The following is a 21,231-nucleotide window of genomic DNA, read 5'->3' on the forward strand; positions in this document are numbered from 1 at the left end:
ATAATAAATCCCCCTTTGCGAGCAGCTATGAAACTCATCGGTTCGAACACCAGTCCGTATGTGCGCAAGGTCCGCGTCGTGATGGCGGAGAAGAAGCTCGACTATTCGTTCGAGCTCGATAACGTCTGGAGCGCCGAGACGCAAGTGCCGCGCTCCAACCCGCTGGGCAAGGTGCCCTGCCTGGTAATGGAAGACGGCAGCGCCCTGTTTGACTCGCGCGTGATCGCCGAATACCTCGACACCCTCACGCCGGTGTGCAAGCTGTTGCCGCCGAACGGGCGCGACCGCGCCGACGTGAAGGTCTGGGAAGCGCTGGCCGACGGCGTGCTCGATGCCGCCATCCTGGCGCGCCTGGAAAAGACGCTGCGCCCGCCGGAGCAGCAAAGCCCGGAATGGATCGCGCGCCAGCTCGGCAAGGTGCACGCGGGCCTGGCCGTGATGGCCGAAAAACTCGGCGAGCAGCCTTTCTGCATGGGCAAGTCGTACACGCTGGCCGACGTCGCCGTCGGCTGCACGCTGGGCTGGCTCGCGTTCCGCTTCCCCGACATCGGCTGGCGCGACGACTACCCGAACCTGGCCAGGTTGCACGACAAGCTGGCCGAGCGCGCCTCCTTCAAGGACACCGTCCCGTTCGAAGCATGAGCGCCTCCCGGGTGAGCGAGGCGGGCGCCACGGCGGCGACCGTGGTCTTCGGCGAGGCCCTGGTCGACGATTTCGCCACCGAGCAAATCGTCGGCGGCGCGCCCTTCAACGTGGCGCGCCACCTGGCCGCCTTCATGGCGCCGCAACTGATGGTCACCCGCGTCGGCACCGACCACAACGGCGACACCATCCGCGCCGAGTTCGAGCGCTTTGCCATGTCGCAGGCCGGCCTGCAGGTAGACACGATCGAGGAAACCGGCCGCGTGCTGGTCGAGCGCACGCCGAAAGGGCACCGCTTCGTCATCGTGCCCAACCAGGCCTACGACTACATCGGCCGCGACGAGGCGCTGGCGGCGCTGGCCGCGCTCGGCGCCGCGCCCGGCGCCCTGTACTTCGGCACGCTGGCCCAGCGCGGCGAGCGTTCGCGCGGCACCCTCAAGGCCCTGCTCTCGAGCACCACGGCGACCCGCTTCCTCGACCTCAACCTGCGCGACGGCCAGGTCGACGAGCGCACCATCGCCGACGCGCTGCACGCGGCCGACATCGCCAAGCTCAACGAAGACGAGCTGCAGTTCCTGTTCCAGACCCGCTTCCAGCTCGGCCCGAACGATCCGCCGATGACGGCCGACGAGGCGCGCTCCGCCTGCCGCGCGCTGCTCCAGATGTTCGGGCTGCAGGCGCTGATCGTCACCCTCGGGCACCGCGGTTCCATCTATTTCGGCGCCGACGGCAGCACCATCGACACCCGCGACGCGCCGGCGCCGCCGTTCGTGATCGATACCGTGGGCGCGGGCGACGCCTTCTCGGCCATCTTCCTGCTGGGCCGCGCGCGCGCCTGGCCGCTCGAGCTGACGCTGGCGCGCGCCAACGAATTCGCCGGCGCGATCTGCGCCATTCCCGGCGCCGTGCCGCGCGACCTGGGGTTTTACGACAAGTGGATGGCGCGCTGGCGGTAAGTGCCGGGCGTTGCGGTGTTTTCGATACCGGTTGAACGCGTGAGCGGCGAAGCCGCCCACCCTACGCCATCTTCTATGAGTAGGGTGGGCGGGTCTCCCGCCCACGCGTTCAACCAGCCCACGCACGGACACGCCGTGTCTACAACCCAAAACCTTCGCCCGCGCCCAGCAGCGTCGCGATCCCCAGGCCGAGGAAAATGAACGCCGCGATCCCGTGCACCAGCGCCAGCGGCACCTTGCCCGCGATGCGCTCGCCGAAATACACGGCCGGCACGTTCGCCAGCATCATGCCGAGCGTGGTGCCGGCGACGACCATCGCCATCTCGCCGTAGCGCGCGGCCAGGGCCACGGTGGCCACTTGCGTCTTGTCGCCCATTTCGGCGACGAAGAAGGCGATCAGGGTCGTCATGAACACGCCGAACCTGGCCAGCGCGGCCTCGGTCTCGTCGATCTCGTCGGGGATCATGGTCCAGATCGCCATCGCCAGGAAGGACAGGCCGAGCACCCAGCGCATCACCGATGGCCCCAGCAGCTCGCTGACGAGGGCGCCGACGGCGGCCGCGAAGGCGTGGTTCAGCAGGGTGGCGACAAAGATGCCGAGCACGATCGGCAGCGGCCGGCGAAAGCGGGCTGCGAGGAGGAAGGCGAGGAGCTGCGTCTTGTCGCCGATTTCAGCGAGGGCGACGATGCCGGTTGCGACAAGAAAGGCATCCATAAGGGTGCGAGGAGGGTAAAAGCGGAAAAGCGCGGATCATAGCAGAGTCGGGCCGGCCGCAGTACGCCGGTCTGCCTGCGCCGCAGGCGCTTTCAAGCCCATCCTGAAAGTGCTATTCTGCTCGCGCCTTCCGCTCAGCCTGCCTACCCTATATATGAACACCAGCACCCTCCTGCGCGCCAGCGCCTGCGCCATCCTCGGCTTCTCAAGCAGCGCGGCGTTCGCGCTCGACCCCTTGAGTTATGCGAACTACGACCAGGTCAGGACGAGTGCCCTGCACCTCGACCTGAAAGCCGATTTCACGAAAAAGACCCTGGCCGGCCATGCCGAGCTGACGCTCGACTGGCTCGACAAGTCGGCGCGCCGGCTCGACCTCGACACGCGCGAACTGACGATCTCGAAGGTCGAAGCGGTCGACGCGCTCGGACGCTGGGCGCCGGTCAAGTACAAACTCGACGCGTTCGACCAGGAGAAGGGCCAGGCGCTGCACATCCACCTGCACAAGCAGGCACCGAAGGTGCGCATCCACTACCGCACCGCGCCCACCGCCAGCGCCCTGCAGTGGCTGACGCCGGCGCAGACGCTGTCGGGCAAGCGCCCCTTCATGTTCAGCCAGTCGCAATCGATCAACGCCCGTTCCTGGGTGCCGGTGCAGGACACGCCCTCGGTGCGCTTCACCTACAGCGCCCGGATCGAGGCGCCGCAGGGGCTGCGCGTCGTGATGAGCGCCGATAACGACCCGCAGGCGACCGGCAAGGGAGGCTGGAAGTTCAAGATGCCGCAGCCGATTCCGTCCTACCTGCTGGCGATCGGCATCGGCGAACTGGAAGCGCGCACGCTCGGCGGGCGCACCGGCGTCTACGCCGAGCCGGGGCGCATCGACGCCGCCGCCTACGAGCTGGCCGACACCGAAAAGATGGTGGCCGCCGCCGAATCGCTGTACGGCCCGTATCGCTGGGGACGTTACGACATGCTGGTGCTGCCGCCTTCGTTCCCGATCGGCGGCATGGAAAACCCGCGCCTGACCTTCCTGACGCCGACCATGATCGCGGGCGACCGCAGCCTGGTCGACCTGATCGCGCACGAACTGGCGCATAGCTGGTCGGGCAACCTGGTGACCAACGCCTCCTGGAAGCACTGGTGGCTCAACGAAGGGTTTACTACCTACGTGACGACCCGCATCCTCGAGGCGCTGTACGGCGAGGAGGTGGCGACCATGAACCTGCAGCTCGAGCAGGAAGAGGCGATCGAGTCGCTCAAGGACCTGCCGAAAGAAAAACAGGCCCTCGTCACGCGCGACCCCGACACCGGTTCCGGCACCTATACCGACGAAGGCCTGGCCTATCCGAAAGGCGCCTGGCTGCTGCGCACCCTGGAGCAGCGCGCCGGGCGCGCCGTGTTCGACCCATTCCTGCGCGGCTGGTTCGACAGCCACGCCTTCCAGAGCGTCACCACCGACCAGTTCGTTGCCTACCTGCGCACCAACCTGCTGGCAAAGCATCCGCAGGTGATGAGCGACGCCGAGCTCGACGAATGGCTGTACGGTCCGGGCATCCCGGCCAGCGCGCAGTATGCGAAGTCGCAGCGCCTGGTCGCGCTGGACGCGACCACGGCCGCCTGGCTCAAGGGCAGCCTGGCCACCGCCCAGCTCGACACGAAGACCTGGACCGCCACCGAGTGGATGAAGTTCTTGAACGACATCGACAACAAGGCCGACGCGCAGCGCCTGAAGGAGCTCGACGCCGCCTTCGGCCTGGCCAGCACCCGCAACAACGAAGTGGCCTTCCGCTTCTACCGCGCGGCCGTGCATGCCGGCTACCGCGAGATCCGCCCGCAGCTGCAGGCATTCCTGATGAGCGTGGGCCGGCAGAAGTTCGTGGTGCCGCTGTACACGGCGCTGCGCGCCAACGGGGAGGACCGCGCCTGGGCCGAGAGCGTCTACAAGGCGGCGCGCGAGCGCTACCACCCCGAAACCCAAGGCAGTGTCGACAAACAGATGGCCAAACAGTAAAGGAACCGAAGAGTGCAGCACATGAAACGCATTGCAGCCGCGATCCTGATCGCGTTCAGCGCCGCCGGCGCCCACGTATCGGCTGCGCCAGCCGCGCCAGCGCCCGCGGCCGCCCCGGCAAAGGCCGCGGCATTCGACCTGGAGCAGGACGTCAGCCGCGTCATGCAGGCCTTCGACGTGCCCGGCATCGCGATTGCCGTCGTCAAGGACGGGCAGGTCGTGGCCGCGCGCGGCTTCGGCGTGCGTCAACTCGGCGCGCCGGCCAAAGTCGACGGCCAGACCCTGTTCGAGATCGCCTCCAACTCGAAAGCGTTCACGGCCGCCGCGCTGGCGATGCTGGTCGACGAGGGCAAGCTGAAATGGGACGACCCGGTCGTCAAGCACCTGCCGGACTTCCAGATGTACGACGCCTACGTGACGCGCGAGATGACGGTGCGCGACCTGCTCGTGCACCGCAGCGGCCTGGGGCTGGGCGCCGGCGACCTGCTGTGGTGGCCGACGACGAATTTCAGCACCGACGAAATCATCGAGCGCCTGCGCTACGTGAAACCGGCGACGAGCTTTCGCAACAGCTATGCCTACGACAACCTGCTGTACATCGTGGCCGGCAAGATCATCGCGCAAAAGTCCGGTAAAACCTGGGGCGACACGGTGCGCGAGCGCATCCTCAAACCGGTCGGCATGAACACGACCACCACCAGCCTGGCCGAAAACGCAGGCAACCCGAACGCCTCGCACGCGCACAGCAAGATCAACGACAAGATCGCCGCCGTGAAGTCGATGCCGGTCGATAACGCCGTCGGCGCGGTCGGCATCAACACGAATGCCGAAGACATCGCCAGGTGGATGAAGGTGCTGCTCGACGGCGGCCGCGTCGAGGGTGCCAAGGGGCCGGACGGCAAGGAGCTGCGCCTGTGGAGCGAGGCGCAGGCGCGCGAGATGTGGACCGCGCAGACGCCGATGAAGATCGGCACGCCGAAGCCGCCGCTGGCTGCCACGAAGCCGAACTTCTTCGCCTATGGCCTGGGCTTCCAGCTGCGCGACTACAAGGGGCAATTGATCGCCATGCACGGCGGCGCGCTGCAGGGCTTTTATTCGCGCGTGCTGCTGGTGCCGGAATCGAAACTGGGCATCGCGATCTTGACCAATGCCGAAAGCGGCGGCGCGCTCAACGCGCTGCAATACCGCCTGCTCGACCAGTACATGACGGGCGCGGCCCCGACCGACTGGATCAAGCTGATCGCCGACCTCGAGCACGAGGCGCACGAGAAGGAAAAGGCGCGCCTGAAGGGCGCCGCGACCACGCGCGCCGCCGCCTCGAAGCCCTCGCTGGCGCTGGCCGGCTACGAAGGGCAGTACGAGGACCCGTGGTACGGCGCCATGCAGATCAAGCGCGGGCCGGGGAACAAGCTGGTCATGTCGTTCACGCGCACCCCGGATCTCACCGGCGAGATGGAGCACTTCCAGCACGACACCTTTATCGTGCGCTGGAAGGAGCGCAACTTCAATGCCGACGCCTACGTCACCTTCGCGCTCGACCACGACGGCAGCATCGAGCACGTCAAGATGAAGGCGGTATCCACCGAGACCGACTTCAGCTACGACTTCCACGACCTGCTGTTCACGCCGGTAAAGCAGAAGTCCACCTAAGCGAGCCTGGCCCAGTTGATCCGGTAGCAGCGCTGCCGGGTCAACTGGGCCGGCCATTTGTGAAATTTCACAAATGAAACAATTATTGATTTGTCGACAATTTTTACACAGCCGATTCTTGGCAGAACACGATATTTACTAACGTAATGATTTGAAACGAAATTTTCCTTGTGGCATGGAATCTGCTTATCACCCTACGCGGATCGCATAAAACCATCCCGCCTGATTGCTGAATACAGAACAGTCCTAAACTCAAGGGAAATAAAAATGAAAATCGTTAAGAAAATGCTTGTTGCCGCGCTGTGCTCGCTGGCTGTCGGTGCTGCCAATGCCAACGTCATCACCATCGACCAGGAGCAGTTGTTGGCGTCTCCCGTCAAGATCACGGCCACCAATTCCTTCGGTTTTAACTTCAACCTGACCAGCCTGCTGGCTGGCTGGGGTGTCAGCTCGTCGGACATCTTCGAGGCCTACCTCAACGTTTTCCTGAACGATCCTGGCATGGGCCAGAATAACGAGCAGTACACGATCTCGGTCGGTACTGGCGCCGATATGCAGAAGCTGGAGCCGGCCGGCAATAATAATGTGCCAAACGGTAATACCGTCACCACGGTCAGGATTGACCTGGTCGAGGCCTTGAATGACCTGAAAGCCGATGGCCTGCTGAACGCCAATGTTGCGCTGAGGAGCCGTTCCGGCGACTTCTTCGTCACCGGCGCCCATCTGTACGCCAACTTCAACGAGCCTGTCGTCGTCGTACCGCCAGTCGACGTTCCGGAGCCTGCATCGGCCGCCCTGCTGGGCCTGGGCATGCTGGGCTTCCTGGCAGCGCGCCGCCGCCGCGCCTGAGCCACGCTCGAGGGCGCGATGCCCATCAAATAAAACGGCCCGGTGATCACCGGGCCGTTTTCATTTCTCTTGCCGCGAAACGGTTTACTGCTTCACGAATTTCAGGGTCATGCGGTCGCTCTCGCCGATCGCCATGAGCTTCTCCCGGTCCTTGTCCTTGTTGGCCAGCACCGGAGGCAGCGTCCAGACGCCTTTTTCGTGGTTTGCCGTGTCCTTCGGGTTGGCGTTGACCTCGGACTTGCCGGCCAGCTTGAAGCCGGCGCTCTCGGCCATCTTGATTACATAGGCTTCGTGCACATAGCCGCTCGATGCCTTCTCGTCCTGCTTCATGGTGGCCGGCAGGCGGTGGTCGACCACGCCCAGCACGCCGCCCGGTTTGAGCACCTTGTGGATTTCCTTGAAGGTGGTCTTGACTGCCTCGTCGCCGAAGCCGACCCAGTTGTGCAGGTTGCGGAAGGTGAGCACCATGTCGACGCTGTTCGGCGGCGCGATCTCATAACGGCTTGGCGGCTCGAAGACGCTGGTGACGACCTTGCCGTACAGGGCAGGATTCGAGTCGAGCTTCTTCTTGAAGGCCTCGCCATAGCGCTTGCCCGGCTCGATCGCCTGGCCGGCGCCGATCAGCTTGCCCTTGTCGCGCAGGTAGGGCGCCAGGATCTCGGTGTACCAGCCGCCGGAGGGCACCAGCTCGACCACCGTCATGGTCGGCTTGATGCCGAAGAAAGTCAGGGTTTCGTACGGATGGCGCCATTGGTCGCGCTTGGCGTTGTCCACGCGGTGCTCGCCGGCGATGACGGCTTTCAGGGCGTCGTCGGCCTGCACGGCGCCTGCAGCACTGCATGCCAGCAAGGCGGCCAGGATCAGTCGTTTCATAAAGTCTCCGTTCGTTGTTGGGTCGCGCCCGATGATCGAACAAGCAACAGGCGTAGTCAAGCGAAGTCGCGTATGCACCATGCCTGAGCTGTCCGAAAGTGTCCGCGCGGACAGATCGGACAGCTTCCGGACAAGGGCTGCTCACGCGAACGAATCGCACTGTCAGCGGCTTACCACAAGTATGTATTTACTACTTTGAGCTGGTACAAAGATTGCCTATTCAAAATCTTGAGTTGCTGCTAATGTTTAGCGGTTTGCCATTCAGTTTGTTCCCGATGGCATCGGAGTTCTACATATACATACGCGGCAGTGCCCGTGTACGCGCCGCCCCCAAGAAGCAGGTTGAATTCAGGAGACACCATGGAACGTCGTACCTTTCTCAACATCAGTACCCTGGCATTCGGAACGATGCTCATCCCGGTCGCCGGGCGAGCCATCGCCGCCGAGGAACTGCTCAATCCGATGGCGGTCGCCGCCAAGAAGGCGCTTGCCGACACCGCGCTGAACGCCGCCACCAAGGCCGGCGCCAGCTACTGCGACGTGCGCATCGGCCGCTACCTGAACCAGTTCGTGACCACGCGTGACTTGAATGTCGAGAATGTCGTCAACACCGAATCGGCCGGCGTCGGCGTGCGCGTGATCTGCAACGGCGCCTACGGCTTTGCCGCCACCTCGGACATGACCCCGGACGGCATCGCCAACGCGGCGCGCCAGGCCGTGGCCATCGCCAAGGCCAACGCCAAGCTGCAGACCGAGCCGGTGCGCCTGGCGCCCGTGAAAGGCGTCGGCGAAGTGTCGTGGGCGACGCCGTACAAGAAGGACTGGCGCACGGTGCCGATCAAGGACAAGGCCGACCTCTTGATCGCCGCCAATAAAGCCGGCATGGACGGCGGCGCGAACTTCATGCAGTCGATGCTGTTCCAGGTGAACCAGCAAAAATATTTTGCTTCGACCGACGGCTCCTATATCGACCAGGACCTGCACCGCCTGTGGGCGCCATTCACCGCGACGGCAGTCGACAAGGCCAGCGGCAAGTTCCGCTCGCGCCAGGCGCTCGGCGCCCCGGTCGGCATGGGTTACGAATACCTCGACGCCCGTCCCGAGCACAAGATCAAGGCCGCCGGCGGCGTCGCCACCCTGTACACGGACTCCTACGACATGATCGGCGACGCCCGCGCTGCCGGCCGCGACGCCAAGCGTAAACTCACCGCGAAATCGGTCACCCCGGGCAAGTACGACCTGATGCTGTCGCCGGAACACCTGTTCCTGACCATCCACGAATCGGTCGGCCACCCGACGGAACTGGACCGCGTGCTCGGCTACGAAGCCAACTACGCCGGCACCAGTTTTGCGACGCTCGACAAGTGGGAAACCAAGAAATTCAAGTACGGCTCGGAGATCGTCAACCTGTACGCGGACAAGGTCACGAAAGGCTCGCTGGGCGCGGTCGGCTACGACGACGAAGGCGTCCGGACCAAGCAGTGGGACATCATCAAGGACGGCATCCTGGTCAACTACCAGGCCACGCGCGACCAGGCCCACATCATCGGCGAGAAGGAATCGCACGGCTGCTCGTACGCCGACTCGTGGAGCAATGTGCAGTTCCAGCGCATGCCGAACGTCTCGCTGGCGGCCGGCAAGAAGAAGATGAGCCCGGACGACATGGTCAAGGGCATCAAGAAGGGCATCTACATCGTCGGCGACGGCTCGTTCTCGATTGACCAGCAGCGCTACAACTTCCAGTTCGGCGGCCAGCTGTTCTACGAAATCAAGGACGGCAAGATCGGCGAGATGCTGGAAGACGTGGCCTACCAGGCCAACACCCAGGAATTCTGGACGGCCTGCGCCGGCATCTGCGACCAGAGCGACTGGCGCATGGGCGGCTCGTTCTTCGACGGCAAAGGACAGCCGCCGCAGATCAGCATCGTCTCGCACGGCTCCTCGACCGCGCGCTTCAACGGCATCAACGTGATCAACACCGCTCGCAAGATCGGCTAAGGCAGGGAACACTCATGACCATCTTGAACCAGGAACAAACCAAACGCATCTGCGACCGCGTGCTGTCGCTCTCGAAGGCCGACGAGTGCATCGTCAGCATCGGCGGTGAACGCGCCGGCAACATCCGCTTCGCGCGCAACGCCGTCTCCACCGCCGGCCTGACCGACGACACCACCCTGACGGTGCGGGTCGCCTTCGGCAAGCGCCAGGGCACGGCCAGCATCAACGAGTTCGACGACAAGTCGCTGGAAAAGGCCGTGCGCCGCGCCGAGGACCTGGCGCGCCTGGCGCCGGAAAATCCGGAGTTCATGCCGGCCGTCGCCAAGCAGCAGTACAAGGCGTCCAATACGTTCGTCCAGAAGACCGCCGACATCGACCCCGAGATCCGCGCCCAGGCCGCCGCCTACGCGATCGAGGCCTGCCGCAAGAAGGGCCTGGTCAGCGCCGGCTTCCTGACCGACACCACCTCGTTCCAGACGGTGGCCAACTCGAACGGCGTGTTCGGCCACCAGGCCTCGACCTCGCTCGACTTCACCTGCACCATCCGCACCGAAGACGGCCGCGGTTCGGGCTGGGTGCGCCGCTCGGCGCGCGACCTGGCGCGCTTCGACCCGCGCGAAGCGGCCGACGTCGCCATCGAAAAGGCGCTGCGTTCGGTCGACGCCAAGGCGCTGGAACCGGGCCGCTACACCGTGATCCTGGAACCGGCCGCCACCAACGACCTGATGAACTTCATGATGAGCGGCTTCAATGCGCGCAACACCGACGAGGGCCGCAGCTTCCTGTCCAAGCAGGGCGGCCTGAACCGCGTCGGCGACAAGCTGTTCGACCAGCAGGTCAACATCTGGTCCGACCCCTGGGACCCGCTGGCGCCGGTGCTGCCGTGGGACCAGAACATGCTGCCGCGCGAGCGCCAGCACTGGATCAAGGACGGCCGCGTGGCCGACCTGCAGTACTCGCAGTACTGGGCCAAGCAGAAGAACAAGCGCGCCATCGGCACCCCGGGCAACTTCATCATGGGCGGCACCGACAAGACGACGATGGAGCTGATCGCCAACACCAAGAAGGGCGTGCTGGTCACCCGTACCTGGTACATCCGCATGGTCGACCCGCAATCGGTGGCCCTGACCGGCCTGACCCGCGACGGCACCTTCTACGTCGAGAACGGCAAGATCAAGCACCCGATCAAGAACTTCCGCTTCAACGAAAGCCCGGTCTCGATGCTCAACAACATCGAGGAAATCGGCCAGTCGGTGGTGCTCGGCGGTGACGAGGGCCCGAACCCGATGGTGGTGCCGGCGATGAAGGTGCGCGATTTTAATTTCACCTCGCTGTCGGACGCAGTTTGATGATCGTAGGGTGGACGGCTCCGCCGTCCACGCGTTCAACGCACGCATGCATGTCGAAACACGTAGGTGGCCATGCAAACATGGGTTGAACGCGTGGACGGGAGACCCGTCCACCCTACGTGGAAACGCCGTGTGATGATTGAAACCGCGGCAACGGAGACAAAATGGAACGACGTCACTTCTTAAAAATCGGCGCCGGCACGGCGGGCGCCATGCTGGTCCCGGTATTCGGCAACGCGATCGCGGCCGAAGACCTCCTCAATCCGATGGCGACGAGCTTCAAAAAGACGCTCGCCGACGCGGCCCTGAACGCCGCCACCAAGGCCGGCGCCTCGTACTGCGACGTGCGCATCGGCCGCTACCTGAACCAGTTCATCACGACGCGCGACCTGAACGTCGAGAACATCACGAATACGGAATCGACCGGCGTGGGAGTGCGCGTGATCGCGGGCGGCGCCTACGGGTTTGCCGCCACCAACAGCATGAACCCGGACGCCGTGGCCGCTGCCGCGCGCCAGGCCGTGGCGATCGCCAAAGCCAATGCCAAGCTGCAGACCGAGCCGGTGCAGCTGGCCCCGGTGAAAGGCGTGGGCGAGGTGGCCTGGGCCACGCCGTTCAAGAAGGACTGGCGCGCCGTCCCGGTCAAGGAAAAGGCGGACATGCTGATCGCCGCCAACAAGGCGGGCCTGGAGGCCGGCGCCAGCTTCATGACGGCGAACCTGTTCCAGATTAACCAGCAAAAGTATTTCGCGTCGACCGACGGCTCCTACATCGACCAGGATATCCACCGCCTGTGGGCACCGATCAACGCCACCGCCGTCGACAAGGCGACGGGTAAATTCCGCTCGCGCGGCGGCCTCGGTGCGCCGGTCAGCATGGGCTACGAATATTTCGACCCGCGTCCCGAGCACAAGGTGCGCGCCGCCGGCGGCGTCACCACGCTCTACACCAAGTCGTACGACGTGATCGAGGACGCGCGCCTGGCCGGCAAGCAGGCACGGGAAAAGCTGTCCGCAAAATCGGTCGAGCCGGGCAAGTACGACCTGGTGCTGGCGCCGGAACACCTGTTCCTGACCATCCACGAAGCCGTCGGCCACCCGACGGAACTGGACCGCGTGCTTGGCTATGAGGCGAATTACGCCGGGACAAGTTTCGCCACGCTCGACAAGTGGCAATCGAAAAAATTCAAGTTCGGCTCGGATCGCGTGAACTTCATCGCAGACCGCACCGCGCCGACCTCGCTCGGCCTGATCGGCTACGACGACGAGGGCGTGCGCGCCAAGCAGTGGGACATCATCAGGGACGGCGTCCTGGTCAACTACCAGGCCACGCGCGACCAGGCCCACATCATCGGCGAGAAGGAATCGCACGGCTGCTCGTACGCCGACTCGTGGAGCAGCGTGCAGTTCCAGCGCATGCCGAACGTGTCGATGGCGCCCGGCAAGGCGCGCCTGACCCCGGACGAGATGGTGGCCGACGTCAAGAAGGGCATTTATATCGTCGGCCGCGGTTCCTACTCGATCGACCAGCAGCGCTACAACTTCCAGTTCGGCGGCACCACCTTCTACGAGATCAGGAACGGCAAGATCACCAATCCCCTGGAAGACGTGGCGTACCAGTCGAACACCCAGGAATTCTGGAACGCCTGCAGCGCGATCTGCGACGAGCGAGATTGGCGCATGGGCGGTTCCTTCTTCGACGGCAAGGGCCAGCCTAGCCAGGTCAGCGCGGTCTCGCACGGCTCGAGCACGACCCGCTTCAACGGCATCAATGTGATCAATACCGCTCGCAAGATCGGTTAAGGAGAGACGATGAAACAGCTGAACCAGGAAGAAGCAAAACGCATCTGCGAGCGCGTCGTCAAGTTCTCCAAGGCCGATGAGTGCAGCGTGTCGATCAACGGCGCGCGCGAGGGCAACGTGCGCTTCGCGCGCAACAGCATCTCGACCGCGGGCCTGAACGAGAACATGACGCTGACGGTGCGCGTCGCCTTCGGCAAGAAGGCCGGCGTCGCGCAACTGAACGAGTTCGACGACAAGTCGCTCGAAAAAGCCGTGCGCCGCGCCGAGGAGCTGGCGCGCCTGGCGCCGGAAAACCCGGAGTTCATGCCGGCCGTGGGCAAGCAGGAATACAAGCCGACGCCGACTTTTATCCGCAGCACCGCCGACATCGATCCAGAATACCGCGCCCAGGTCGCGGCCTACAGCATCGAGGCGGCGAAAAAGGCGGGGCTGGTCGCGGCCGGCTTCTTCAACGACGCCAAGCGTTTCGAGGCGATCGCCAACTCGAACGGCGTGTTCGGCTTCCAGGAACTGACGGATCTCGCCTACACCTGCACGGTGCGCACCGAAGACGGGCGCGGCTCGGGCTGGGTCACGCGCTCGGCGGTCGACGCGAGCCGCTTCGACGCGCGCGAAGCGGCCGGCGTGGCGATCGAAAAGGCGCTGCGCTCGGTCGAGGCGAAAGCGCTGGAACCGGGCCGCTACACGGTGATCCTCGAGCCGGCGGCGACCTCCGAAGTGCTGGGCAATATGTTCGGCAGTTTCGATGCGCGCGACGCCGACGAGGGCCGCAGTTTTCTCACCAAGGCCGGCGGCAAGAACCGCCTCGGCGACAAGCTGTTCGACGAGAAGATCAACGTCTGGGCCGATCCGTGGAATCCGGACGTGCCGGTCGCGCCCTGGGACGGCGGCTCGATGCTGGCGCGCCAGCGCACCGACATCATCAAGAACGGCCGCATCGCCTCGCTCGACTACTCGCGCTATTGGGCGCAGAAGAAGGGCGTGGCGGCTACCGCCGGCCACGGCAACATGATCATGGCCGGCGGCACCAAGTCGCTCGACGAATTGATCGCGTCGACCAAGAAGGGCGTGGTCGTCACCCGCACCTGGTACATCCGCATGGTCGATCCGCAGTCGCTGCTGCTGACGGGCCTGACGCGCGACGGCACTTTCTATGTCGAGAACGGCAAGATCAAGTACCCGATCAAGAACTTCCGCTTCAACGAAAGCCCGGTCACGATCCTGAACAACGTCGAGGAGCTGGGCAAGCCGGTCGTCATCGGCGGCGACGAAGTGCCGTACCAGATGGTGCTGCCGCCGATGAAGGTGCGCGATTTTAATTTCACTTCGCTGTCCGATGCGGTGTAATGGCCCGCTATGACTTCTATTTCACCCGGCTCATGTACGAGTCGGGGGACTGGGACGTCGATATCCGGATGCCCAGCAACGTGCTCAACTCGCTCGTCGAGTACACGACGCTGCGCGTGGACCCGGCCGAGCGGATGATCGCGTTGGCCGACCCGAAGGTCTTGGCGTCCCCGTTCTGCTACCTGGCCGGGCACAAGCTGGTGCAGTTCACGCCAGCCGAGCGCAAGAACTTCGAGCGCTACGTGCGCGGCGGCGGTTTTGTCTTTGTCGACGACTGCAACCACGACATCGACGGCCTGTTCGCCAAGAGTTTCGAAGCCGAGATGGCGAAGATCTTCGGCGCTTCTGCGCTGCGCAAGATTCCAAATAATCATCCGCTGTATTCGAGCTTCTTTAAATTCGACGGCCCGCCGAACACCTCGGTGGAACTGAACGGCTGGGGCGACGACCTGGTGCACGAATATCTGAAGGCGATCGAGATCGGCGGCCGGGTGCGGGTGCTGTACTCGAACAAGGATTACGGCTGCGAGTGGGATTACGACTTCCGGAACAAGCGCTTCCTGGCGGTCGACAACACCCGCTTCGCGGTGAACATCATTCAATATGCGTTGGGAGCCTAAGTGGCGGAACATGGAACAGTAAGCTGGAGCGAGTCGGAAGTGGCAAGCCTGGTGGCAAAAGTAGGGGCGCTGAAAAGCAGCATGGCGCGCGTGATCATCGGCCAGGAAGAGGTCGTCGATCTGCTGGTGACCTGCCTGCTGGCGGGCGGGCACGCGTTAGTGGAAGGTGTGCCGGGGCTGGGTAAAACCCTGCTGGTGAAATCGCTGGCGCAGGCCACCGACATGCAGTTCCGCCGGGTGCAGTTTACGCCCGACCTGATGCCGTCCGATATCGTCGGCACCGAAATCCTGGAAGAAGACCAGGCCACGCGCCAGCGCGCGTTCCGCTTCCAGCCGGGTCCCGTGTTCACCCAGGTGCTGCTGGCCGACGAGATCAACCGCGCCCCGCCTAAAACCCAGTCGGCGCTGCTCGAAGCGATGCAGGAGCGCTCGGTGACCTTTGCCGGCCACACCCACATGCTGCCGCGCCCCTTCTTCGTGCTGGCGACGCAGAACCCGATCGAGCAGGCCGGCACCTATCCGCTGCCGGAAGCCCAGCTCGACCGCTTCCTGCTGCGCATCGACGTCGTCTATCCGACCGAGGACGAGGAAGTCATGATGGTCTCGAAGACCACCCATGCCGGCCTGCAGGACGCCGAGCCGGCGATGGACCTGAACACCCTGCTGCGCCTGCAGCAGCTGGTGCGCGACATCGCGATCGGCGAGCACCTGGTGCGCTATGCAACACGCATGGTGCGCGCCACCCGGCCCTCGGAGACCACGGTCGCCGCGGTCAAGAAACACGTCGGCTGGGGCGCCGGTCCGCGCGCCGGCCAGGCCCTGGTGCTGGCGGCCAAGGCGCGCGCCCTGATGGCCGGGCGCCTCGCGGTGACGCGCGACGACATCGCGGCGATGCTGCTGCCGGTGCTGGCGCACCGCGTGCTGCGCAACTTCGAGGCCGAAGCGGACGGCGTGGCGATGGCCGACATCCTGCAGGCGATCCGCACCGAGATCAGGATCGATTGATTCATGTTGGCTAGTTCGGCGCTGATCGCGCACACGACCAAGCTCGAGATCGTCATCCGGCACGTGCTGGCGGGCCTGGGGCAGGGCGTCCACGCCGGCCGCGAACGCGGTTCCGGCGTCGAGTTCTCCGAGTACCGCGCCTATGCGCCGGGCGACGAGTGGCGCCGGGTCGACTGGAAGCTGCTCGCGCGCGCCGACCGATACTATGTGCGCGAGGCCGAGCGCGACAGCCACGTCGCGGTGTGGCTGGTGCTCGATGCCAGCGCCTCGATGGCCGAGCCGAGCCGCAGTATTCCCGGGCTCGACAAGCTGGGCTATGCGCGCACGCTGCTGGCCTGCGTGGCGGCGATCGCCCAGCGCCAGGGCGATGCCTTCGGGCTGGCCGTGCTGAATAACGGCCGCGTACACCTGGTGCCCGCCGCGCGCGGCCCGCGCCAGTTGCAGCGGGTGCTGGCGAAGCTGACCCAGGCCGAGGCGGCAGGCGGCCTGCCGGACGCGGAGGCCCTGCGCTCGGGCCTGCGCTTCACCGGCTCGCCGTCGCTGATCTTTGCCGCCACCGATTTCCTCGACTGGCCTTCGCCGTTATCGGAAGCGCTGGTGCGCCTGCGCCACATGCGCCACGACGTGCGCGCCGCCTGCCTGCAGACCGAAGCGGAATGCACGGGCAGCTTCGATGCGGCTTCCGCCTACCGCGATCCCGAAAACGAAGGGGGCATATTCCGCTTCGGCGCCGACCTGCGCGAAGCGTATCTGCGCAACCGCGACACCCATTTCGGCGCCGTGACGGCAGCCCTGCGCGCGAGCGACGTGCCGCTGGTGCATGCGCGCATCGAGCAGGCGCCGGGTGAGGTGCTGAGACAATGGCTGCGCCAGTCGCAGGGAGGGCGCCGATGAATAGTTTATGGTGGCTGGCGCTGCCGACCCTGCTGCTGCCGGTCTGGTGGCATCGCAAGAAGCGCGTCCAGCTGACAGCCGAGCCGCTCGCCAGCGCGCGCTTCCTGCCGCGCACCGAACCGAAGCAGATGCGGGTCTGGCGCTGGTCCGAGATCATCCTGCTGATCCTGCGCTGCCTGCTGCTGGCCTGCGCGATCGCCTGGCTGGCCGACCCGGTCTTGCCATGGCGCGGGAATACGGTGGTGCTGGCGCAAGGGACCGACGCCGAATGGGCCGAGCGCGAAATCAAGGCGGCCGGGTTCACCCAGGCGACGCGCCTGCCCTTGCCGGCTGCCGAGGCACTGGCCTGGATTCGTGCCCACGAGCGCGAATTCGAGCCCGGTGCGCGCCTGCTGGTGCTCGGGGATATCCCGATGCCTGCCGCCTTGCCGCAGTTCCGCCAGCCGGTAGACCTGCGCACGCTGCCGGCCCCAAGCGCGCGCAGCGAGGTGCGGGTGGCCATCGTCGGCGCGCGCGCAGCCGAATGGCGGCGCATGTTCGCCGCCGCGGGCGAGCCTTTGCGCGTGCTGGTCGAGCCGGCGCCGACGGCGAAGACGGAATTGATCGTCTGGGATACGGCGGACGCGCCGCCTGCGGCCCTGCGCGCGCCGCTCTGGTGGGTCACCAACGCGGCCGCGTTCCCGGAACTGGCAAAGGCGAACAGCGTCGACGGCATCCGCTACGCCGACACTGCGCGCGGAAGGGTGTGGACGTCAGACGCCTGGCCGCCGGGCGATCCCGCGGCGGCGCGCCGGCTGCTGGAATCCTGGCGCGCCCTGCACTACGCACCGGTCGCCTGGACGGCGCCTGCGGCACAGTTTGCGGCGTCGGCGGCGCCGGCCGCGGCCCACGCCGATGGCGCGCTGCGCGACATATTGACGATGGCGCTGGTCGCCCTGTTTGCTCTGGAGAGGATGTTCACTCATGCACGGCGACGCTGATATCGCGCGGCGCCTGTGGCGTGCGGCCCTGTTGCGGCGCCTGCCGCTGTGGGTGCTGGGCACGCTGCCCTGGCTGTCGCTGCGCCTGCTGCCCGGCCTGCTGGCCTGGGTGGCCTTTTGCATGTGGGACGGCGCGCGCCTGCGCCAGCAGGTGGCGAACGGCTGGAGCGCCTGGCTCGACGCCGCCGTGCCCGAACTGGAAGACAGCAGCGCCTTGCTGGACGAGGCCGCGGCCGACACGCCGCTAGCGGCATTGCAGCGCCGGCGCCTGCTGGCGCGGCTCGACAGCGCGCTCGACGCGGCCGCCGTGCGGCGCGTGGTGCGCACCCACGTCAAGACCGGCCTGCTCTGGCTGCTGCCCTGGCTGGCCCTGGCGGCCGTGGTCTGGTCGCTCGGCCAAGCGCCGGCAGCGACGGCCCGGCCGGCGGCGCCCGGCGTGCAGGCCGCCAAAGCGGCCGTGATCCCGGAGCTGGTGGTGAGCGCCACGCCGCCGGCCTACACCGGCGCGGCCCGCAGCGCCGGCGCGCCGCGCAACATCGACCTGCCCGAGGGCAGCACCGTCGAATGGTGCCTCAAAAATCCGGCTGCCGGCAGCACCACGCTGGAACTGAGCGACGGCCGCAGCCTGCGCGTCGGCGATCAATGCGCCGCGCTGGTGGTCACCGAATCGCTGTTCTGGCGCTGGCGCGGCACGCGCTGGCTGCTGCGCGTCACGCCGGACGCCGCGCCGCTGATCACGATTTCGAAGCCGACCCAGATGATCCACGAACTGAAAGAAGGCGCGACCACGGCCGCGATGGCGATCAGCGTGCGCGACGACTACGCCGTGCGCCGTGCCACGCTGCACCTGACGCTGGCGCGCGGCAGCGGGGAAAACATCAAGTTCACCGACCGTGAAATGCCGTTGCCGGCCTCGAACGACCCGAAGGTGCGCAACTGGAGCAAGACCTGGACCTTGACTGAGCTCGGCATGGAGCCGGGCGACGAGCTGTACTTCTTTGTCCGCGCCGTCGATAACGCGGCGCGTCCGCACACGGTGCAATCGGCCACCTACACGCTGCGCCTGCCGGCGCCCGAACAGGAGGACGACGAGGAAACGGCGGCCATGCCGATGCTGGTCAAACCCCAGAGCCTGCGCAGCCAGCGCCAGATCATCATCGACACCGAGCAGCTGATCGCCGACATGAAGTCGACCCGCATCCCTCCTGGCGAAGTGCGCGAGCGCAGCGAAACGATCGCCGCCGACCAGGGCCAGCTGCGGCGCCGCTACGGCCAGTTCCTGGGCGAGGAATCGACGCTGTTCGGCGGAGAAGAGCACGGTGACGAGCACGAAGGCGAGCATGAGGAGCACGGCAAAGCGGGCGGCACCCAGGACATCCTGCACCAGTACGGGCACGCCCACGACGAAGCCGAGAACGCGACGCTGTACGACGAAAAAACCAAGACCATCCTGCGCCGCGCGCTGGTGGCGATGTGGGAGGCCGAAAAGGCGCTGCGCGCGATCAACCCGAAGAGCGCGCTCGCGCCCGAACACAAGGCGCTCGAGGCGATCAAGGAGCTGCAGCAGGCCGACCGCATCTACCTGCACAAGACCGCCTTCGTGCCGCCGCCGATCAAGGAGGAGATCCGCATGACGGGCGACGTCCTTGGCGCGGCCAGCTACGGGCGCGAACAAAGCGGCGCGGGGGAGGCGATTCCGGCGCCGCTGCGCGAACTGGTAGCAAGCCTGTCGAGCGAAGGCCCGCTGCCGGCCCTGTGGACGCGCACCGCCCACGACTGGGTGCGCGAGCGCCTGGCGAACGACGAGCAACGGCTCGGCGCCCAGCGCGCGATCCAGGACGTCGCCGACGGCTGCCTGCGCTGCCGTCCGGCCCTGCGCGCCTGGCTGCGCGCCGGCATTGCCGAGGCGCCGGTGCTGCTGCAGGCAACACCGGCCGTGCACACGCCGTTTACGCGGGCCTGGCGCGAAGGAGCGGGCAAATGACGATCGCCATCGCCCTCATTGGAGCGGCAAGCGTGCTGCTCTACCTGTGGCGCCGCCGCTGGTTCGACGCCGTGCTGGCGGCGCTCGCCGCGACCGCGCTGGCGCTGCTGGCCGGGGGCGTGCCGCTGCCCGGGGACGCCGGCCGCACGCTGGCGATCGACGCCGCCCGGCCGCCCGCTTCGTTGACTGGGGTGCGCGCGCTGACGCTCGCCGGCGACGGCTTGCGCGCCGCCCAGTGGCAGGATCTGCCGGCACGGCCGCTGGCGTGGACCGCGCCGGCCACCGACACCCTGCGCCTCGATTTCCCGCGCCGCCTGCCGCTGGGCCGCATGTTCGCGCTCACGGTGCAACGGAGCAGCAAGACGCCGGCGCGCCTGCAACTGCTGGCCGAAAACGGCCAGGTGCTGGCCGAAACGGCCGGCAGCGGCGACTTGACGGTGACCTGGCTGCCGCCGCTGGCGGAAACCCTGGAACTCAGGGCGCGCCTGCTGGGAGAAAAAAACGCCGTGCTGGCCGAGGGGCCGGTGCCGGTCGTGGTCGAAGAATCCCGGCCATTGACGGTGCGCGGCCGCTTCGGCGCGCCGTCCTTCGACCTGCGCGTCCTGAACGAGGTGCTGGCGCACAGCCGCGCCGTGATCGACTGGCAGGTCGCCCTCGGCAAGACCGTCACCCGCAGCGAAACGGCGCGCGAAAAAATCGACAAGCCGGATCTGCTGGTGGTCGATGCCGCCTGGTTCGAGCGCGCCTCCGCGGGCGCCCGTTCGGCCTTGCTGGAGCAGGTCGGGCAGGGCGCCGCGCTGCTGGTATTGGCCGGCAATGCCAACGATGCCGCCGTGTGGTCGCGCACCGTCGCCCTGAACCTGCAGGGGCAGCCGGCCGAGCGCCTGAGCGGCGGGCCGCTGCCCTTGCCGCTGGCGCCGCTCAACCCGGCCGCGCGCCGGGCCGGGGCCTGGCTCGGGTCCGACGCTGCGGTGTGGGCGCGCGACTGGGGCAAGGGCCGCATCGGCTGGCTGGGCGTGGCCGACTGGCACCGCCATGCGATCGGCGAACCGCGCGCACTGGCGCTGTGGTGGCAGGGCGTGCTCGATACGCTCGGCGTCGAGCGGATCGAAGCGGTGCGCTGGCTGGCCCCGGCCGAGATGCCGCTGCCCGGCCAGCGCCTCGAAGTCTGCGCCCAGGGGGTGCGCGGTAACGTGAGCTTCCCCGAGCTCGGCCAGACCCTGGCCTGGCAGCGCCGCAGCGACCGGGTCGATGCGTCCTGCGTGGCGGTGTGGCCGAAACGGGCCGGCTGGCTGCACATGCAGACCCAGGGGGAGAAACCGCAGTCCCAGCCGGTCACGGGGCAGGTGTACGTGCATGCTCCAGGCGACTGGCCGCTGTGGCAGGCCGCCGAGCGGCGCGACGCCACCCGCCGCTATGCGGCGCGCACGCCTGTACCAGGCGCGCCATCGGAGCGGATGCTCGATCCCTGGCCGTTCGCCGTGCTGTTCGTGCTGGCCATGCTGGGCTTGTGGTGGCGCGAGCGGCGCTGAGGCGCTGGTTCGACTTGACTATCG

17 protein-coding genes are annotated in these 21,231 nt (G+C 66.4%); 15 read left to right on the forward strand and 2 right to left on the reverse strand.

Annotated features, from left to right (window positions below; genetic code table 11):
• Nucleotides 1-27 precede the first annotated feature (27 nt).
• Both ACFPAH_RS01255 and ACFPAH_RS01260 read left to right on the forward strand, forming a co-directional pair.
• The gene (locus ACFPAH_RS01255; protein WP_379739416.1) at nucleotides 28-642 is read left to right on the forward strand and encodes a glutathione S-transferase C-terminal domain-containing protein; all 615 of its coding nucleotides are present in this window, start codon (nucleotides 28-30) and stop codon (nucleotides 640-642) included.
• A complete protein-coding gene (locus ACFPAH_RS01260) occupies nucleotides 639-1,598 on the forward strand; it encodes a PfkB family carbohydrate kinase (protein ID WP_379739419.1) in 960 nt (319 codons plus the stop codon). Before ACFPAH_RS01255 ends, ACFPAH_RS01260 begins: the two co-directional genes overlap by 4 nt.
• A 139-nt stretch (nucleotides 1,599-1,737) precedes the next feature.
• On the opposite strand, the gene ACFPAH_RS01265 is transcribed toward ACFPAH_RS01260, so the two are convergent.
• Nucleotides 1,738-2,313, reverse strand: coding sequence for a TMEM165/GDT1 family protein (locus ACFPAH_RS01265; RefSeq protein WP_379739422.1), 576 nt, complete (start codon nucleotides 2,311-2,313; stop codon nucleotides 1,738-1,740).
• Between the two features lie 154 nt (nucleotides 2,314-2,467).
• On the opposite strand from ACFPAH_RS01265, the gene ACFPAH_RS01270 reads away from it, so the two are divergent.
• The 3 genes from ACFPAH_RS01270 to ACFPAH_RS01280 all read left to right on the forward strand — a co-directional run bounded on the left by ACFPAH_RS01270 (nucleotide 2,468) and on the right by ACFPAH_RS01280 (nucleotide 6,823).
• Complete coding sequence (locus ACFPAH_RS01270) at nucleotides 2,468-4,324, forward strand: M1 family metallopeptidase (protein WP_379739425.1); 1,857 nt, start codon at nucleotides 2,468-2,470, stop codon at nucleotides 4,322-4,324.
• 21 nt (nucleotides 4,325-4,345) lie between these two features.
• Nucleotides 4,346-5,974, forward strand: a complete 1,629-nt coding sequence (locus tag ACFPAH_RS01275) for a serine hydrolase (protein WP_379739428.1) — start codon at nucleotides 4,346-4,348, stop codon at nucleotides 5,972-5,974.
• A 267-nt stretch (nucleotides 5,975-6,241) separates the two neighbouring features.
• Nucleotides 6,242-6,823, forward strand: a complete 582-nt coding sequence (locus ACFPAH_RS01280) for a PEP-CTERM sorting domain-containing protein (RefSeq protein WP_379739431.1) — start codon at nucleotides 6,242-6,244, stop codon at nucleotides 6,821-6,823.
• Between the two features lie 84 nt (nucleotides 6,824-6,907).
• Here ACFPAH_RS01280 and ACFPAH_RS01285 read toward each other — a convergent pair whose 3' ends face one another.
• Complete coding sequence (locus ACFPAH_RS01285) at nucleotides 6,908-7,696, reverse strand: class I SAM-dependent methyltransferase (protein WP_379739434.1); 789 nt, start codon at nucleotides 7,694-7,696, stop codon at nucleotides 6,908-6,910.
• A 360-nt stretch (nucleotides 7,697-8,056) separates the two neighbouring features.
• Between ACFPAH_RS01285 and ACFPAH_RS01290 the strand changes: the two genes are divergently transcribed.
• The 10 genes from ACFPAH_RS01290 to ACFPAH_RS01335 all read left to right on the forward strand — a co-directional run bounded on the left by ACFPAH_RS01290 (nucleotide 8,057) and on the right by ACFPAH_RS01335 (nucleotide 21,207).
• Nucleotides 8,057-9,694: a TldD/PmbA family protein gene (locus ACFPAH_RS01290; RefSeq protein WP_379739437.1), complete on the forward strand. Its 1,638-nt coding sequence runs from the start codon at nucleotides 8,057-8,059 to the stop codon at nucleotides 9,692-9,694.
• A gap of 14 nt (nucleotides 9,695-9,708) precedes the next feature.
• Nucleotides 9,709-11,043, forward strand: a complete 1,335-nt coding sequence (locus ACFPAH_RS01295) for a TldD/PmbA family protein (protein ID WP_379739440.1) — start codon at nucleotides 9,709-9,711, stop codon at nucleotides 11,041-11,043.
• A gap of 164 nt (nucleotides 11,044-11,207) precedes the next feature.
• Nucleotides 11,208-12,845 carry a TldD/PmbA family protein gene (locus tag ACFPAH_RS01300; RefSeq protein WP_379739442.1) on the forward strand — a complete coding sequence of 546 codons (1,638 nt, stop codon included), beginning with the start codon at nucleotides 11,208-11,210 and terminating at the stop codon, nucleotides 12,843-12,845.
• Between the two features lie 9 nt (nucleotides 12,846-12,854).
• Complete coding sequence (locus tag ACFPAH_RS01305; RefSeq protein WP_379739445.1) at nucleotides 12,855-14,192, forward strand: TldD/PmbA family protein; 1,338 nt, start codon at nucleotides 12,855-12,857, stop codon at nucleotides 14,190-14,192.
• The gene (locus ACFPAH_RS01310) at nucleotides 14,192-14,812 is read left to right on the forward strand and encodes a DUF4159 domain-containing protein (RefSeq protein WP_379739448.1); all 621 of its coding nucleotides are present in this window, start codon (nucleotides 14,192-14,194) and stop codon (nucleotides 14,810-14,812) included. Before ACFPAH_RS01305 ends, ACFPAH_RS01310 begins: the two co-directional genes overlap by 1 nt.
• An 81-nt stretch (nucleotides 14,813-14,893) precedes the next feature.
• Complete coding sequence (locus tag ACFPAH_RS01315) at nucleotides 14,894-15,817, forward strand: AAA family ATPase (protein ID WP_379739504.1); 924 nt, start codon at nucleotides 14,894-14,896, stop codon at nucleotides 15,815-15,817.
• Nucleotides 15,818-15,820: 3 nt separating this feature from the next.
• Nucleotides 15,821-16,711, forward strand: a complete 891-nt coding sequence (locus ACFPAH_RS01320) for a DUF58 domain-containing protein (RefSeq protein WP_379739451.1) — start codon at nucleotides 15,821-15,823, stop codon at nucleotides 16,709-16,711.
• Nucleotides 16,708-17,691 carry a hypothetical protein gene (locus tag ACFPAH_RS01325; protein ID WP_379739453.1) on the forward strand — a complete coding sequence of 328 codons (984 nt, stop codon included), beginning with the start codon at nucleotides 16,708-16,710 and terminating at the stop codon, nucleotides 17,689-17,691. Before ACFPAH_RS01320 ends, ACFPAH_RS01325 begins: the two co-directional genes overlap by 4 nt.
• Nucleotides 17,675-19,675 (forward strand): DUF4175 family protein, encoded by a 2,001-nt coding sequence (locus ACFPAH_RS01330; RefSeq protein ID WP_379739456.1) that lies wholly within the window; start codon nucleotides 17,675-17,677, stop codon nucleotides 19,673-19,675. The genes ACFPAH_RS01325 and ACFPAH_RS01330 overlap by 17 nt, the downstream gene beginning before the upstream one ends.
• Entirely contained in the window at nucleotides 19,672-21,207 is a 1,536-nt protein-coding gene (locus tag ACFPAH_RS01335; RefSeq protein WP_379739459.1) for a hypothetical protein, read from the forward strand. Before ACFPAH_RS01330 ends, ACFPAH_RS01335 begins: the two co-directional genes overlap by 4 nt.
• The last annotated feature ends 24 nt before the right edge of the window (nucleotides 21,208-21,231 follow it).

The organism is Massilia sp. GCM10023247, from assembly GCF_042653325.1.
GTDB lineage: Bacteria > Pseudomonadota > Gammaproteobacteria > Burkholderiales > Burkholderiaceae_D > Telluria.